Origin of the sequence: Streptomyces sp. NPDC048442 (assembly GCF_040651475.1) — a bacterium.
GTDB lineage: Bacteria > Actinomycetota > Actinomycetes > Streptomycetales > Streptomycetaceae > Streptomyces.
Map to the genome: position 1 here is coordinate 107,191 of NZ_JBEZKB010000016.1, position 15,846 is coordinate 123,036.

A 15,846-nucleotide genomic window follows, 5' to 3' on the forward strand; every position below is an offset into this window, starting at 1 on the left:
GGATGACAGACGAAGACGCTCTGGCGTTTCAGAGGACGAAGACGCTCTGGGCCGTCTCCGTGTGGTACGTCTCGCCCGGGTAGACCAGCCACTCGACCTGGCCGGTGCAGCCCGGTCCCGAGTGGACCTCGGCGATGGCGTCGGTGTGGTTGGTCACCGAGGACGGGAACCGGTCGACGGCGTAGCAGCCGCTCGGGTCTTCGTACTCATTGCCGTTGACGATCAGGACGCCTTCCGCCGCGTACGCCGAGCCCGGCACCGCGACCGTCATGGTGGCGGCGGCCGCCAGGGCCCCCAGGGCCAGGGCCATGCGTCGTCGCATCATGGTGAGTTCCCTTCATGAAGCGGGCCGCCCAGGATGCGGCCCACCGAAGTCACTCACGGTACCCGTTCCGACGCTCTGTGTATTCACCCTCGGTGGGCTCGCCGAACCAGCGGGCGAGGTGGGCGTCCAGGTCCTGCTGATCGTCGCCGATCCAGGCGACGTGGCCGTCGGGGCGCAGCAGGACGCACGGAGCGTCCAGTGCCGCGGTGGGATCCGTGAGGTGGTCGACCCGGTCCGACCAGCCGCGAGCGGTCAGGCGCCCGGTGCGGTCGAGGAGCAGTCCGCGGCCGCGGTGCAGCAGCTCGTAGAGGCGGCCGTGGTGCACGTCGATGTCGGGCAGGCGGCGGCCGAGCAGGTCGGGGCCTTCGCCGAAGTCGTAGCGGATGGAGATCGCGGTGATCTTCTCGATCAGGTGGCGGTTCACCTCGTCGAAGTCCATCAGTTCGGTGAGCAGCCTGCGTACGGCCTGCGGGCCCGGCTCGGTGGAATGCAGTTCCATCTGGGCGCGGGTGTTGTCCAGCACGTCCTCGGCGACCGGACGACGTTCGGTCTGGTAGGTGTCGAGGAGTGTTTCCGGCGCCCAGCCGCGGATCTGTGCGGCCAGTTTCCAGCCGAGGTTGAACGCGTCCTGAACGCCCAGGTTGAGGCCCTGTCCGCCGGTGGGCGGATGGATGTGTGCCGCATCGCCTGCCAGCAGCACCCGGCCGACCCGATAGCGTTCGGCCAGCCTGGTGGCGTCCCCGAAGCGGGACAGCCAGCGCGGGGAGTGCACGCCGAAATCGGTTCCGGCGAGGGCGCGCAGCTGTTGTTTGAAGTCTTCGAGGGTGGGCGGTTCCGCGCGGTCGCCGACTCCCGCGGCGGGGACCACGACGCTGTAGATCCCTTCGCCGAAGGGCCGGAGCCAGAAGCGCTGCCGGGTTTCGCGGATTTCGGTGACCTTGGCGGCGATCTCCTCGTGCGGCACGCCCACTTCCATCTCGCCCATCAGTGTCTCGGTCCGCGAGGGCTCGCCGGGGAAGCCGACGCCGAGCAGTTTGCGCACCGTACTGCGCGCGCCGTCACAGCCGACGAGATAGCGCGAACGCAGCTGTTCGCCGTCGGCCAGCTCGACGGTCACGCCCTCGTCGTCCTGCGCGAAACCGGCCACCGCACTGCCGCGCCGGATCTGCGCGCCCAGTGCGGCCGCATGCCTTTCGAGCAGGTCGACGACGACCGGCTGGCGGATGCCCAGCAGATAGGCGTGTGGGGAATCCAGGCCCTTGGGCGCGGGTTTGGGGATGGCGGCGAAGAATCCGGCGGCCGGACGCTTTCTGCCGTTTTCGAGAAGGCGGTCCAGCAGTCCGCGCATGGCCATCAGCTCGATACTGCGGATGTGCAGACCGACAATGCGGACGTACGAGGCGGGCTCGGTCTCCTTGTCCAGAACGAGTACCCGCACACCGTGCAGCCGCAATTCGGCGGCCAGCGTCGCGCCGGTCGGCCCGCACCCGGCGATGATCACGTCGAACACGAGGGGCGCTCGGTCGTCGCCGGAGGCCTGCGGCCGGAGTCCGGGGACGTCGCTCACGGTGAGGTCGCGCCCGGCCGTGTCGTTCGACGACGGCTCGGCGCTGAACTGCGGAGAGTTCATGGGTGTTGCCTTTCGGGAGTGCCCTTATGGGGAGGGCGCTCCCGGCGACACCTACATCAATCGCCGGCCGTGACGGGAAGGGGGAGCACCCATATCGATACAGCGTTCATGGGTCTCACCTCCTCGGGCGGCGTCACGGTCACCGCAAGCTACAAGCGGGAGCCTCACCCCGTCCACTCATTTCACTTCGGTTCGCCGCGACGAAGGCGCGGCTCAGGGCACGGCTGATCAGCGGTGCGTCGTCTCAGCGGTGCGTCGTCGATCGCGGCGACCCCCGACAGCCGCGCGTGCCGATGTGCATCTTACATGTGGCATGTATGGTGCACATTGCCAGCGCGGAACGCCGTCGAGGAGTCCCAGGTATGGATGAGTCACTGCCGAACAGCCGGTCGTCGCCGGACGCGCGGGATCTCGGGTTCGACCCCGCCGAGCTGCGGGCCCGCTACCGGGCCGAGCGCGATCGCAGGATCCGGCCGGAGGGCAACCGCCAGTACGAGCGCGTCGCCGGGCGGTTCGGGTACTACGACGAAGACCCGTACACGGCAGCCCCGTCCTCCCGCGAGCCCCTGCACGACCGGGTCGAAGTGGTGGTCGTGGGCGGCGGGTTCGGCGGTCTGCTCGCGGGCGCTCGGCTGCGGCGGGCGGGCGTGGAGTCGATCCGGGTGATCGAGAAGGGCGGCGACTTCGGCGGCACCTGGTACTGGAACCGGTACCCCGGCATCCACTGCGACATCGAGTCCTACATCTACCTCCCGCTCCTTGAGGAGGTCGGATACGTACCGAAGTGGAAGTACGCGCCCGGCGAGGAGATCCGGCAGCACGCCGCGGCCGTCGGCCGGGCCTTCGGGCTGTACCGCGACGCGGTTTTCCAGACGCAGGTGACCGAACTCCGCTGGGACGAGGGGGAGTTGGAGTGGGTCGTGTCGACCGACCGGGGTGACCGGATCCGGGCGCGGTACGTCGTCACGGCCAGCGGCACACTGAGCGAGGCCAAGCTCCCCGGCATCCCCGGCATCGAGACCTTCGCGGGGCACACCTTCCACACCAGCCGCTGGGACTACGACTACACCGGCGGCAGCGCGGACGGGAACCTCCACAAGCTCGCCGACAAGCGCGTCGCCCTGATCGGCACGGGCGCCACGGCCATCCAGTGCGTACCCCATCTCGGGGCGGACGCACGGGAGTTGTACGTGTTCCAGCGCACGCCCTCCTCGGTCGACGTGCGGGACAACCGGCCCACCGACCCCGACTGGGCCGCCTCCCTCACGCCCGGCTGGCAGCGGCGGCGCCGCGACAACTTCCTCGCGCTGGTCACCGGCGACCGGACGGAGGGGGACCTGGTCGACGACGGCTGGACCAGCAGCGCCCGGCTGCATCAGAAGCTCATCCCCAGCGACGCGTACCGGGATCTCTCCGCCGAGGAGAACGAGCGCGCGTACGAGCTCGCCGACTTCCAGAAGATGAACGAGATCCGGGCGCGGGTAGACGCCGTCGTCACCGACCCGCAGACGGCCGAGAAGCTCAAGCCGTGGTACCGCTACATGTGCAAGCGGCCCACGTTCAGCGACAGTTATCTGCAGACCTTCAACCTGCCGCACGTCACCCTGGTCGACACCGCCGACCACCACGGCGTGGAGCGCATCACCGAGCGGGGCGTGGTGGTCGGCAGCGCCACGTACGAGGTCGACTGCATCATTTTCGGCACCGGCTTCCGGGTGGGCCTCTCGGGGATCACCTCCGGACGCCTGCCGGTGTACGGCCGAGGGGGCGCCGCCCTCACCGAGACGTGGCGGGAGGGGCCCCGTACACTGCACGGCTTCTACAGCCACGGCTTCCCCAACCTCTTCCAGCTCGGGCCGCTCCAGAACGCCAGTTCCGTCAATTACGTGCACATCCTCGACGAGCAGGCGACCCACGTCGCCGAGGTCGTCGCGGCGGCCCGCGAGCGGCGGGCGCGGTACGTGGATCCGAGCGCCGGGGCCGAGTCGGCGTGGGTCGCCACGATCCGCGAGAAGGCGGCCGACCTGTACGCGTTCCAGGCGGAGTGCACCCCCGGCTACTACAACAACGAGGGCAGGCCCAGGAAGCGCAGCGAGTCGTACGGTGAAGGCCCCGTCGCCTTCCACGCACTGCTGCGGGACTGGCGGGCGAACGGCGGGCTGGACGAGGTCCTCGTCGACGCCGACGAGGACCCGCTGTGACGGGGTCCTGCGGCAGCCGGTACGGCACGTCCGCACCGGCGCCCGGTTCACGTACGGGATGACAGCCACCGGGGACGTCGAGACGGTGGTGCCGATGGACGGCCCCGTGCAGTCGCCGGACGACCTCGCCTTCGGTGCGGACGGCTCGATGAACGTGGCCGACCTGGTGCCGGGGAGGGTGTGGCGGCGCAGCCCGCAGGGCACGTACAGCCTCCTGTCCGACCCGGTGAAGGTTGAAGGTCCCCAACGGCATCACCTGCGTCGGGAGTCGACTCTTCGTCAACGAGATGCGGATGAACGGGCGGCTGCTCGAACTCTTCCCGGACAGCGGCGCGCCTCCCCGGGTGCTCACCGACGGTCTGGCCCTGGGCAACGCGATGCAGCAGGGCCCGGACGGCTGTCTGCACTACCCGCACATGGTGACCAGTCAGGTCTGGCGGCTGTCGCCCGACGGCGGGGAGCCGGAGCCGGTCGCCGAGGACGTGCACGAGCCGGTGGCGGTCCGCTTCGACCGGGGCGGCATGATGCTGGTGCTCACCCGGGGCGCGGCCGGCCTCGTCACCCGTATCGACCTGCACGGAACGGGATCGCGGTCACTGATCACCAGTGGGCTCACGGGGTTGGACAACGCGGCCTTCGATGCCGAGAACCGGATGTTCGTCTCCAGCTTCGCGACCGGCGGCACCACGGAGCTCCATCCCGACGGCCGGACCCGCGAGATCGTGCCCGGGGGCTCGACGGCCCGTACGGGGTGACCGTCGACCTACCCCGTGGCGATCTGCCATGAGTGGAACACGCTTCCGCATCTGCAGGACTACGAGGGTGATCCGGAGGCCCGCCCGTTCACGCGTGAAGAGCTGCAGCTCTTCTTCGACTACGCCGACGAGCAGGTCGAGCGCGCGGTTCGGGCCGGCCGCAAAGGGTGCGCTGGCCGCGTACCGGGACGCCACCTTGTTCAAGGTGATCTATGGGTGGGGTCTGCCGCGTACGGAGACCTCACGGCTGGACCTAATGGACTTCGGGCGCAATGCAAAGGCGCCGCAGTTCGGCAGGTTCGGCACGCTCAACGTCCGTTACGGCAAGGCGAAGAAGGGGCAGCCGCCGCGCCTGAGGAACGTGCTGTCTGTGATGGGCTGGGCTGTCGGGTCGGTCGAGGACTACGTCGAGAATGTCCGTCCGCGCTTCGGGTTCCCGGATTTCGGCCAGGTCCTGGAATCCATCGTCATGCGAGACCGCGAGACCAATACGTCGAGGGGTTTCGGGTTCGTCACCTTCTCCTCGTCACCCGAAGCGGAGGCGGCCATCAATGGGTTGAACGGGCAGGAACTCGACGGCAACCTCATCACCGTGTCCGCCGCCGCATCCAGGCCGACAGGTGGCGGGGGGCGGCTACAGGGGCAGCAACTAGAGATCTGATTACCCCACGGCTGTCGGAGCTGCCCCTGCGGCCCGCGCCGACAGCCGCCCGCCCCTCTCTATTACTGCGGTCACAATTCGGGTCTGGCCCAGATCTTGGGGAGCAGTGACGATCGGTCACTGGGAGGGTCTGTTCGCCCACCAGCCGGTCGCGGGCAGGCACGTCCCCACCAGCTGCCACCGGCACGGCGCTCCCTGCCCGTCAGCGCCTTCCGCCCCCGGCCGGTGCCGAGCACCGGTGGGGCCTATCCGTTGACCAGGCCGAGAGAAGCCCTCCTGCAGCACGCGGCGTCCTGCCCTAATGCCCTCATCACCTATGACCCCCACTTCTGACCCTGCAGCCCGCACTCCTGGCCGTGGGCCGGAGGATGCCGCCTGCGGCCACGATGGGCCGTTCATGGGTTCGACGCTTCGTCAACCCGGGTACGCAGCAAGGGAAACCCTCTCCACAAACGACGGCACACGATAAAATCCGCGCCATGTCTATGGAACGAACTCTCTTCATCATCAAGCCGGACGCGACATCCCAGAACAAAATCGGCGCCATCCTTTCCCAGGCAGAAAGCCAGGGTCTTGCAATCATCGCGGCCTCAATGATGCGCATGGACCGCGAAAGAGCCGAGGGATTCTTTGCGGAGTACCGCGCACAGCCATTCTTCGGCGACCTTGTAAAATTCATGACCTCAGGGCCCATCATGGTCTGCGTCCTCGAAGGCAAGGACGCCGTGCGGGCAACGCAAAGCCTGATGGGCGCCGCCAACCCGAAGGAAGCCTCGCCCGGCACGCTTCGGGCGGACTACGGGTCCACCTTGGCGGCGAATGCCGTTCACGGGTCCGACTCAGCAGCAGCCGCAGAACGCGAGATCAAGTTCTTTTTCGCAGAGCTCTGAGATCGGGCGGCACGGACCGCTGCCACTTCCCTGTAGCGCACTCCGATGCAGTGCCTCCAGCCGCCGAATTCGTGACCATCCCGCGGCCCCCGCATTGACGTCGCGTCGCGGGTTTCCAATCCCCCGCATCCGCACGGCCTCCTGCCGTGCACTCACCTGCGGCTGACCGTCCCCGTCGGCGGGGACGGGTCAGCCGCAGTGACTCCATCTGCCGTGGCGGGCCAGCAGGAGCGGGAGTCACCAACGTTCAGCCCCAAGTGGAGTCAGAAATCGAGTCTGGCCCAGATCTTGGGGAGCAGTGACGAACCACCAGCAGGAGCGACCTGATTCTCCCCCGCCGGCGGAGGATACCTCGGTCCCGGACATGCTGCACGCGACCGAGGCTGCGCTGGTGCAGGCCGTGTCACCAGAGGAAACGGAAGCATCCCTGGCTTCGCTGAAGGCACGACTCCGGCCTGACCTGGCAACTGCTGTGGCTCTTGCGGATGGCACGGTCGCTCAGGCAACGGTCACCTCGTCTGCTCAGACCTGCGTACAGCAGACGGCTCGGACCATTGCGCTAGGCACCACTGCGCTCGACGTGCGGTCGCCGGCGTCACCGGCTGTAAGTGGCAGCGTGCGGCCGCCCACTCCCTCGACGCTCGACGAGCTGTGGCGGTCCTACAAAGTGACGGGCGACGACCGGCTGCGGGAGCAGTTGATCCTGCACTACTCGCCGCTGGTGAAGTCCGTCGCGGGTCGGGTGAGTGTGGGGCTGCCGCCCAATGTCGAGCAGGCGGACTTCGTCTCGTCCGGGGTGTTCAGGCTGATCGACGCGATCGAGAAGTTCGACATCGGGCGGCCCATCAAGTTCGAGACGTACGCGATCTCGCGGATCCGTGTCGCGATGATCGACGAACTGCGGGCGCTCGACTGGATTCCCCGGTCCGTGCGGCAGAAGGCGCGCAACGTCGAGCGGGCCTATGCCACGCTCGAGGCGCAGCTGCGGCGTACGCCGTCGGAGAGTGAGGTCGCCCATGAAATGGGGATCGCGGTGGAGGAACTGCACGCGGTTTTCAGCCAGTTGTCGCTGGCGAACGTGGTGGCTCTGGAGGAGCTGCTGCACGTGGGCGGCGAGGGCGGCAACCGGCTGAGCCTGATGGACACGCTCGAGGACACCGCGGCTGACAACCCGGTCGAGATCGCCGAGGACCGTGAGCTGCGGCGCCTTCTCGCGCGGGCGATCAACACGTCGCCGGAGCGGGAGAAGACCGTGATCACCCTCTACTACTACGAGGGCCTCAGCCTCGCCGAGATCGGGGGCGTGCTGGGGGTGGCCGAGAGCCGGGTGAGTCAGATCCATATGAAATCCGTGCTCCAGCTGCGCGCGAAACTCGCAAGCTTCGGGCGCTGAAGAGCGTCGACGCCGCTGGGGATCTGGTACTGGGCAGGGGCGTCGATGCGGCGGCCTCCAGGCGGGGGTCCTTCGTGTGGATTGCACTGACTGGCCGGGGATTCGCCACCGCCACTCGGCCGCTGTGAGGCACGCCACGAACTGGTGGCGCCCGGCGAACGTTCGCACCGTCGGCTACAGGAGCGCGGGGAAAGCGGTCCACGCCCGGAGCATCGGCGTGAACCGATGCTTGCGCCTCGTCCGCCCTGGCCATGGACGGGCGTGGCCCGCAACGCTGTCCCACGTATCTCTCGGGTTGTTCGGCCAGCGTACGGGCCCGGCTCTCGATGGCTTCGACAACGTGTCTGCCGAGGACAGTGAGTTCGAGCTGATGGCCTCGCCCCGCGCGGATCAGCAGCGGGCCTCCCAGGTCGGACTCCAGGAGCGAGAATCCGACAGATTCAATGCGACAGAACAGGGTTCGTCTCACTCGGATGTCCCTTGGGCCGGACAAGGGCCACCGTCAATGAGAAGAGGACACTCGAAATGCGAACCTACAACGTGACGAGTGCCGCCAAGTCGTGGTCGTGTTCCAGGTCGACCAGGGCGTACACGTGCAGCAGGGTCTGGCCCTCGGGCCACGAGTCCTCGGCATGTTGGAAGACGAATGGCTTCACGACGAGCCTCAGTAGCCGCCCCCTGCCCTGGGCCGAGGCGAATCACAGATCCTTGGTGCTGGGCGTGCGGCGCCCGGCAGGTCGCCTCGATCGCTCGGTGTTCCTCCCAGCGCAAGGACGGCAGCTGCGGCTGAGGTGAGCGCGAGCGCGATGAACAGGCCGGGGTAGCCGCCGAGGGGCCCGGCCAGTGCCGCGCCGGCGAACGGCGCCAGGGCCGAGGCAGTGGTCGCCGGCGCGGCGAGGAGCCCGGCAAGGCGACCGTAATGGGTGGCGCCCCAGCGGTCGGTGACGGCGGTGGCCTGGAGGAGGGTGAGGTTGCCGCGCACCATGCCGGCCACGATCGCGAGCAGCACGAGCAGCGGGAGCGGGCCGGGGACCAGGGCCAGGGCGGTAGTGGTTGCGCCGCCGGCGGTGATCAGGGCGACGGTGCGGGTGGTGACGCCGGTGCGGCGCGCGAGGGCGGAGTAGAGGGTGCGGCCGAGGGTTTGTCCGGCTCCGCCGAGGCCGAGGGCCCAGGCGGCGGTGGTGGGGCTGGCGCCGCGTTCGCTTAGCAGGGGGACGAGGGCGATGACGACGGCGTACATCGCGAAGCCGTTGAGGGTGAGCGCGGCGGCCAGCAGCAGGAAGGGGCGGCTGCGCACAACAGACCTGCTGTCGAAGGAGCGTTGGGCGGGTGGCGGTGGTGCGGGCGGCCATGGTGCGCGCAGGGCGAGTGCGTGGGTGGGGATGGTGACGGCGGCGAGGATGACGGCGAGGACGGCGTAGGTGGCACGCCAGCTCAGGTGCTCGGCGAGGGCGGCGGTCAGCGGGGCGAAGACGGTGGAGGCCAGGCCGCCGGCGAGGGTGACGACGGTGAGCGCGCGCACGCGGTCCGTGCCCCACCAGCGGGTCAGGGCGGCGAAGGCGGGCTGGTAGAAGGTGGCGGCCATGGCGAGACCGGCGAGCAGCCAACCGGCGGTGAACAGTGCCAGGTTGGGCGCGGCGGCGACGGTGAGGACGGCGGCGGTCCCGAGTACGGAACCGGTGGTCATCACGGCGCGCGGGCCGTGCCGGTCGAGGATGCGGCCGACGGGGATGCCGACGAGCGCAGAGACGAGCAGAGCGGCGGAGAAGGCCGCGGTGGTCGCCGTCGGCGACCAGCCGGTGTCGGCGTTGATCTGCGGATTCAGAACGGGGAAGGCGTAGTAGACGATGCCCCAGCTGGTGATCTGGGTGGCGCACAGGGCAGGCAGGACGGCGCGGGGCCGCGACCGGTCCCCTGTTCCGGTCGCGGCCCCGCGGGTGTCGGGAGTGGTCACTGCGGGTCAGCAGCCGCCGCTGGAGGCCGGGGCGCCGACGCCGATCTGCACGGTGGCCGGGGCCGCGCAGCAGCCGCCGCCCTCGCCGTCCTGCGCGGCCTCGGGCTCTTCGAACAGGCCCGCGCCGCCGCAGACTCCCGTCTCGGGAAGAGTGAGTTCGACCTTCTCGGCGGCCTCTTGGTCGCCGGCCAGAGCGGCGGCGATGGAGCGCACCTGCTCGTAGCCGGTCATGGCGAGGAAGGTGGGGGCGCGGCCGTAGGACTTCATGCCGACCAGGTACACGTCCTGCTCGGGGTGGGACAACTCCTTCACGCCGTGCGGGTAGACGGTGCCGCAGGAGTGCACGTTCGGGTCGATGAGCGGGGCGAGCTCGACGGGGGCCTGGAGACGCTCGTCGAGACCGAGGCGCAGCTCGGAGACGAAGGACAGGTCGGGGCGGAAGCCGGTGAGGACGATGACCTCGTCCACCGGGTCGAGGCGGCGGCCGTCCTCGGCCACCAGCATCAGCCCGTTGTCGCCGCGCTCGACGCTCGTGGTGCGAAAGCCGGTGACGGCGTCGGCGTGGCCCTCATCGACGGCGGCCTTGGCGGCCAGACCGAGTGCGCCGCGGGCGGGCAGCTGGTCGGCGGTGCCGCCGCCGAAGGTGGATCCGGAGATGCCGCGCCGCAGGACCCACACAGCCTTCGTACCGGAGCCGTCCTCGGCCTTGGCCAGGTCGGCGAGGTAGGCGAGGGCGGTGAAGGCGGAGGCGCCGGAGCCGATGACGGCGGTGCGCTTGCCCGCGTACCGGGCCCGGGCGGCCGGGTCCTTGAGGTCGGGGACGCGGTAGGAGATCCGCTCGGCCGCCGCCCGCTCGCCCAGGGCCGGGAGGCCATCGCCACCGATCGGGCTCGGCGTGGACCAGGTACCGGAAGCGTCGATGACGGCGCGGGCGACGATCCGTTCCTCCGTGCCGTCCGCGTACTGGACGTGGACGGTGAACGGCTGCTGCTCGCGGTCGGCATCCACGACGCGGTCGCGGCCCAGACGAGAGACACCGGTGACCGTCGCGCCGAGCCGGACCTTGTCGCCAAGGGCGTCGGCCAGCGGCTGGAGGTAGCGCTCGGCCCAGTCGCCGCCGCTGGGGTAGGTGGCACCGTCCGGCCGGCTCCACCCGGTGGGGGCCAGCAGCTTCTCGGCGGCCGGGTCGACGACCTCGGCCCAGGTGGAGAACAGCCGCACGTGCGACCACTCGCGCACAGCGCCGGCTGCGGCCTCTCCGGCCTCCAGGACCAGCGGCTCAAGGCCCCGCTGGACGAGGTGGGCGGCGGCGGCCAGACCGATGGGGCCCGCCCCAATGACGGCTACGGGCAGGCGGTCGGTGGCAGTGGCGTTCACGGCGATTCCCCCTTGATTCGACATGCGTCGATGGCTTGCGCCGTCAGCATGCCACCTGATTCGATAGGCGTCAACATAGACGTTTGTCGAACCTAGGAGGGGTCATGGAGTACGTCGATGTCGCGGTGATCGGGGGCGGCCAGTCCGGGCCGGCGGCGGCGCGCGCTGCGTGAACGGGGGGTGCGGCCAGTGGTTTTGGAGGCGTCCGCGCAGACTGCGGGATCGTGGCCGCATTACTACGACAGCCTCACCCTGTTCTCTCCGGCGCGGTACAGCGCCCTGCCGCACACCCCGTTCGGCGGGGACGCCGACCGCTACCCGCACCGGAATGAGGTGGTCGCCTACCTCGCCGGCGTCGCGGAGCGTCTCGACGCTGAGGTCCGGCTCAATACCCGGGTCGAGAGCATGGAGGCGGACGACGGCATCTTTCTCGTCCACACCACCGAGGGCGCCGCATTGCGGGCCGGCGGGATCGTCGCGGCCACCGGGGCGTTCGCCAACCCGTGACTGCCGGAACCGCCGGGGCAGCGGGACTTCATTGGGGAGGTGCTGCACGTCGCCGACTACCGCAGTCCCGCGTCGTACGCGGGCAAACGGATCGTCGTGGTCGGCGGCGGCAACTCCGCCGTCCAGGTCGGCTACGAGCTGGGCGAAGTGGCCGAAGTGACCTTGGCGACGCGGACCCCGCTGCGCTTCTTTCCGCAGCTGCGGAAGGGCAAGGACCTGCATCACTGGCTCACCAGCACGGGGTTCGACACCCTGCCGCCCGAGTGGCTCATCCACCACGTGGGCGCACCCTCGTCCTCGACCCGGGCATCTACCGGAGCGCCCTGGACGAGGGGCGCCTGAAGCGGCGGACCATGTTCACCGCACTCGACGGCGACGCCGTCGTATGGGCAGACGGAACCCGGGAGCGTGTGGACGTGGTGCTGCTTGCCACGGGCTACCGGCCCAACCTCCACCACCTCGGCAAACTCGGCGCACTCGACACCAACGGCATGCCACTGCACAGCGGCGGCATTTCCCTGACCCGGCCTGGGCTGGTCCATCTCGGCCTTGAGTTCCAGAGATCCTTCTCCTCCAACACGCTGCGCGGGGTCAGCAGGGACGCCGACTTCGTCATTCCGCCCCTGGCCGCCCACCTCCACAAAGCCCCGGCCGCGATCGGCCTCTGACCGCCCCCGACCCACCTTGCCTCGCATCCGGCGCCACCCCTCCCGCACTGATTCGACGTGTGTCAACATAGATGCATGTCGAATGCGAAGCTGCTGCCGCTACTTGAAGCCGACGGTCAGGGTGTGGCGCCGTGCTGCCCGCCGCTGACCGAGCGCCCGATGAGTGCCGCGGAGGCCGAGACGGCCGCGCGGATGTTCAAGGCGCTGGGCGATCCGGTCCGCCTGCGGCTGTTCTCTGCCGTGGCTTCACACGAGGGCGGGGAGGCGTGCGTGTGCGACATCTCCGACGTCGGCGTCTCTCAGCCCACGGTGTCCCACCACCTGAAGAAGCTGAGGGAGGCCGGGCTGTTGACCTCCGAGCGGCGCGGCACCTGGGTGTACTACCGGGTCGAGCCCTCGGTGCTCGCCGCCATGGGCCAGCTGCTGGCCATGCCGGCAGCAGCCTGACGATCGACCGGACACGGAGGGGAAGCGGTGAGCAGGGCGCTGAGTGCGGTGGTCGTGCCGTTGACGGCGGATCACGCCGAGCAGGTGCTGGACATCTACCAGGCGGGCATCGACGAGGGCAACGCCACCTTCGAGACCAGTCCACCGGCCTGGGAGGCGTTCGACGCCGCGAAACTGCCGGAGCACCGCTTCGCCGCTCTCGACGAGGGTGGGGCGATGCTCGGCTGGGTGGCCGCGAGCAGGGTCTCGGACCGGTGCGCGTACGCGGGCGTGGTCGAGCACTCCGTCTATGTCCACCCCTCCGCGCGCGGCCGGGGGATCGCCTCCACCCTGCTCAAGGCCCTGGTCGATTCCACCGAGCAGGCCGGGATCTGGACCATCCAGTCCGGGATCTTCCCCGAGAACACCGCCAGCCTCGCCGTTCACCAGCACGCCGGGTTCCGGGTCATCGGCATCCGGGAGCGAATCGGGCGCCACCACGGTGTCTGGCGCGACGTCGTCCTCGTTGAGCGCCGCAGCCCCGCCATCACCTAGCCGTCAGCTGTGCGATCTCGCGGACGGCATCACGGGCCGGGCGGCCGACGCCGATGAGGGTGGCCGATGCCGGCCCGGTCCAGTCGCCGTAGCCGAGCAGATGCAGTCGCGGCTCGCCGAGGGCGCGCGTTCCGTCGGTGGGGATGTGCCCGCGCGCACCGCGCAGGTTCAGGGGGGCAAGGTGTGCCAGGGCGGGCCGGAAGCCGGTGCACCAGACGATCGCGTCTGCGCCGGTGTGGCTGCCGTCGGCCCATCGGGCGCCGTCGGCGGTGAGCCGGGAGAACATCGGCTTCGCGGTCAGGAGTCCGGCGTCGCGGGCGGCCCGGACAGGTGGCACGGCCACGATGTCGCCCAGCGAGGCGACGCCGCCGGTGTCGTCGCGGCCTTCTTCGAGGGCGCGGCGGCGTGCGGTGGCGGCGTCGAACAGGGCGCGGCCGTCGATGTCGTCGGCCAGGAATCTCGGCGGGCGCTGGGTCACCCAGGTCACCTCGACGTGACCGTCCAGGGCGAGGCCGGCGGCGATCTGGGCGCCTGAGTTCCCACCGCCGACCACAAGGACGCGCTGCCCGGCGAAGTGGGCCGGCGAGCGGTAGTTCACCGTGTGGAGCTGCCGGCCGGTGAAGACGCTGCGGCCGGGCACGGCGGGGAGGAAGGGCCGCGACCACGTGCCGGTCGCGCTGATGACCGCCCGGGCCCGCCAGGTGCCGGTGTCGGCCTCGACCAGAAGGCGGTCGCCGTCGCGGCGTACTGCGTCCACACGGGTGCCGTGCTGCACGGGCAGGTCATAGCGCTTCTCGTAGTCGGCGAGATAGCCCACCACGTGCCCTGCGTCCGGGTAGGTCTCACCTGTCTGGGCGGGCATCAGGCGCCCGGGCAGCGAGGAGTGCTCCGCCGGGGAGAACAGGTGCAGGGAGTCCCACATGTGCTGCCAGGACCCGCCCGGCGCCGAGTCGGCGTCCAGGATCACAAAGTCGAGGGCGCGTCGGCGCAGGTGGTAGCCGGCGGCGAGCCCAGCCTGGCCGCCGCCGATCACCACCACATCCGCGTGCTGTGTCACGGGGCCGTCGTCACCGCGTCGGGGGCGAACTTCCGTCGCCAGGCGAGTGCGACGTAGACGAGGCCGATGAGGACCGGGACCTCGATGAGGGGGCCGACGACGCCGGACAGGGCCTGGCCGGAGGTGACGCCGAAGGTGGCGATGGCAACCGCGATGGCCAGCTCGAAGTTGTTGCCCGCAGCCGTGAACGCCAGCGTCGTGGTGCGGTCGTAGGCCAGGCCCAGGCCCTTGCCGAGGAGGAAGGTGCCGAAGAACATGATCGCGAAGTAGACCAGCAGGGGCAGCGCGATCCGTACGACGTCCAACGGCTGTGAGGTGATCGTCTTGCCCTGGAGGGCGAAGAGGATGACGATCGTGAACAGCAGCCCGTACAGCGCCCACGGGCCGATCTTCGGCAGGAACTTCGCCTCGTAGTCGGTGCGGCCCATCTTCTGTTCGCCGATGCGGCGGGTGAGGAAGCCGGCCAGCAGCGGGATGCCGAGGAAGATGACGACGTTCAGCGCGATGTGCCACACGGACACGTCCAGACCCTGGCCGTCGCCGAGGTTCAGCCGGTGCGGCAGCAGGTCGAGGTAGAACCACCCCAGCAGGCCGAACGCGAAGACCTGGAAGACGGAGTTGAGTGCGACGAGCACGGCTGCGGCCTCGCGGTCGCCGCAGGCGAGGTCGTTCCAGATGATGACCATCGCGATGCATCGGGCGAGGCCGACAATGATCAGGCCGGTGCGGTACTCGGGCAGGTCCGGCAGGAAGATCCACGCCAGCGCGAACATCACCGCCGGGCCGACGATCCAGTTGATGACCAGCGAGGAGACCAGCAGTTTGCGGTCGCTGGTGACGCGATCAAGGCGGTCATAGCGGACCTTGGCGAGGACCGGGTACATCATGACCAGCAGGCCAAGCGCGATCGGCAGGGAGATCCCGCCGATCTCGATCTTCGCCAGCGCGTCGTTCATGCCCGGGACGAGGCGGCCCAGGCCCAGGCCGATGGTCATGGCGAGCAGGATCCACACCGCGAGGTAGCGGTCGAGGGTGGAGAGCTTCTTGACGATCGAGTCGTCCCCGGCCGGGCCGGCGCCCTGCGCGGTGGCGGTGGTGGGCTCGGTGGAGGTCACGGGCAGGCCCTCTTGTTCTCGGCAGCGGTGCGGGCGGAGGCAGCGAGTTCGGCGAACTGCTCGGAGAGCCCGGTCAGGACCTCGGGCTTGAGCTTGTAGTACGTGAAGCGGCCGCACGGCTCGGTCTCCACGATCCCGGCCTCACGCAGCACCTTCATGTGGTTGGAGAGATTGGTCTGCTTCGCTCCGGTCTCCTCCACCAGGTGCGTCGTGCAGAGCGTCTCGCGCGCCAGCAGGGTCACGATCTTCAGGCGGAGCGGATCGCCCAGCACCCGGATCACATCAGGATCGACTGAAGTCAGCATGCACTGATACTCTCACATCATTGCTCG

General features: G+C 69.6%; 17 protein-coding genes and 1 pseudogene. 10 read left to right on the forward strand and 8 right to left on the reverse strand.

The features are described 5' to 3' along the window. Positions 1-28: 28 nt before the first annotated feature. Both AB0D18_RS23670 and rox read right to left on the reverse strand, forming a co-directional pair. Positions 29-325, reverse strand: a complete 297-nt coding sequence (locus tag AB0D18_RS23670) for a hypothetical protein (protein ID WP_362421867.1) — start codon at positions 323-325, stop codon at positions 29-31. A 49-nt stretch (positions 326-374) separates the two neighbouring features. Beyond that, positions 375-1,955, reverse strand: coding sequence for a rifampin monooxygenase (gene rox, locus AB0D18_RS23675; protein WP_362421870.1), 1,581 nt, complete (start codon positions 1,953-1,955; stop codon positions 375-377). Positions 1,956-2,317: 362 nt separating this feature from the next. Between rox and AB0D18_RS23680 the strand changes: the two genes are divergently transcribed. The 5 genes and pseudogenes from AB0D18_RS23680 (at position 2,318) to whiG (ending at position 7,855) form a co-directional block, all read left to right on the forward strand. Then, entirely contained in the window at positions 2,318-4,156 is a 1,839-nt protein-coding gene (locus AB0D18_RS23680; protein ID WP_362421873.1) for an NAD(P)/FAD-dependent oxidoreductase, read from the forward strand. 64 nt (positions 4,157-4,220) lie between these two features. After that, a pseudogene (locus tag AB0D18_RS23685) lies at positions 4,221-4,922 on the forward strand (hypothetical protein); the annotation flags it as partial. Positions 4,923-5,116: 194 nt separating this feature from the next. Then, positions 5,117-5,572 carry a hypothetical protein gene (locus AB0D18_RS23690; RefSeq protein WP_362422046.1) on the forward strand — a complete coding sequence of 152 codons (456 nt, stop codon included), beginning with the start codon at positions 5,117-5,119 and terminating at the stop codon, positions 5,570-5,572. Positions 5,573-6,051: 479 nt separating this feature from the next. Beyond that, positions 6,052-6,462, forward strand: coding sequence for a nucleoside-diphosphate kinase (gene ndk / locus AB0D18_RS23695; RefSeq protein ID WP_362421876.1), 411 nt, complete (start codon positions 6,052-6,054; stop codon positions 6,460-6,462). A gap of 364 nt (positions 6,463-6,826) precedes the next feature. Continuing rightward, complete coding sequence (whiG, locus tag AB0D18_RS23700) at positions 6,827-7,855, forward strand: RNA polymerase sigma factor WhiG (protein ID WP_362421878.1); 1,029 nt, start codon at positions 6,827-6,829, stop codon at positions 7,853-7,855. Positions 7,856-8,388: 533 nt separating this feature from the next. Here whiG and AB0D18_RS23705 read toward each other — a convergent pair. The 3 genes from AB0D18_RS23705 to AB0D18_RS23715 are packed head-to-tail and all read right to left on the reverse strand — an operon-like array spanning position 8,389 to position 11,186. Then, positions 8,389-8,511, reverse strand: coding sequence for a hypothetical protein (locus AB0D18_RS23705; protein ID WP_362421881.1), 123 nt, complete (start codon positions 8,509-8,511; stop codon positions 8,389-8,391). A gap of 8 nt (positions 8,512-8,519) precedes the next feature. Further along, positions 8,520-9,809: an MFS transporter gene (locus AB0D18_RS23710; RefSeq protein ID WP_362421884.1), complete on the reverse strand. Its 1,290-nt coding sequence runs from the start codon at positions 9,807-9,809 to the stop codon at positions 8,520-8,522. A 6-nt stretch (positions 9,810-9,815) separates the two neighbouring features. After that, positions 9,816-11,186, reverse strand: coding sequence for an NAD(P)-binding domain-containing protein (locus tag AB0D18_RS23715; RefSeq protein ID WP_362421887.1), 1,371 nt, complete (start codon positions 11,184-11,186; stop codon positions 9,816-9,818). A 189-nt stretch (positions 11,187-11,375) separates the two neighbouring features. On the opposite strand from AB0D18_RS23715, the gene AB0D18_RS23720 reads away from it, so the two are divergent. From AB0D18_RS23720 to AB0D18_RS23740, 5 genes are all read left to right on the forward strand, one after another. After that, the gene (locus AB0D18_RS23720; RefSeq protein ID WP_362421890.1) at positions 11,376-11,693 is read left to right on the forward strand and encodes an NAD(P)-binding domain-containing protein; all 318 of its coding nucleotides are present in this window, start codon (positions 11,376-11,378) and stop codon (positions 11,691-11,693) included. 39 nt (positions 11,694-11,732) lie between these two features. Then, positions 11,733-12,035: a hypothetical protein gene (locus AB0D18_RS23725; RefSeq protein ID WP_362421892.1), complete on the forward strand. Its 303-nt coding sequence runs from the start codon at positions 11,733-11,735 to the stop codon at positions 12,033-12,035. A gap of 11 nt (positions 12,036-12,046) precedes the next feature. Next, positions 12,047-12,361 carry a hypothetical protein gene (locus AB0D18_RS23730; protein ID WP_362421895.1) on the forward strand — a complete coding sequence of 105 codons (315 nt, stop codon included), beginning with the start codon at positions 12,047-12,049 and terminating at the stop codon, positions 12,359-12,361. 75 nt (positions 12,362-12,436) lie between these two features. Then, complete coding sequence (locus tag AB0D18_RS23735; RefSeq protein ID WP_362421898.1) at positions 12,437-12,808, forward strand: metalloregulator ArsR/SmtB family transcription factor; 372 nt, start codon at positions 12,437-12,439, stop codon at positions 12,806-12,808. Between the two features lie 27 nt (positions 12,809-12,835). Then, a complete protein-coding gene (locus AB0D18_RS23740; RefSeq protein WP_362421901.1) occupies positions 12,836-13,342 on the forward strand; it encodes an N-acetyltransferase family protein in 507 nt (168 codons plus the stop codon). On the opposite strand, the gene AB0D18_RS23745 is transcribed toward AB0D18_RS23740, so the two are convergent. The 3 genes from AB0D18_RS23745 to AB0D18_RS23755 are packed head-to-tail and all read right to left on the reverse strand — an operon-like array spanning position 13,335 to position 15,819. Next, complete coding sequence (locus AB0D18_RS23745) at positions 13,335-14,399, reverse strand: ArsO family NAD(P)H-dependent flavin-containing monooxygenase (RefSeq protein WP_362421904.1); 1,065 nt, start codon at positions 14,397-14,399, stop codon at positions 13,335-13,337. The genes AB0D18_RS23740 and AB0D18_RS23745 overlap by 8 nt on opposite strands. Next, positions 14,396-15,514 (reverse strand): ACR3 family arsenite efflux transporter, encoded by a 1,119-nt coding sequence (gene arsB / locus AB0D18_RS23750; RefSeq protein WP_362421907.1) that lies wholly within the window; start codon positions 15,512-15,514, stop codon positions 14,396-14,398. Before arsB ends, AB0D18_RS23745 begins: the two co-directional genes overlap by 4 nt. Beyond that, entirely contained in the window at positions 15,511-15,819 is a 309-nt protein-coding gene (locus AB0D18_RS23755) for a metalloregulator ArsR/SmtB family transcription factor (protein WP_362421909.1), read from the reverse strand. The genes arsB and AB0D18_RS23755 overlap by 4 nt, the downstream gene beginning before the upstream one ends. Between the last annotated feature and the right edge of the window lie 27 nt (positions 15,820-15,846).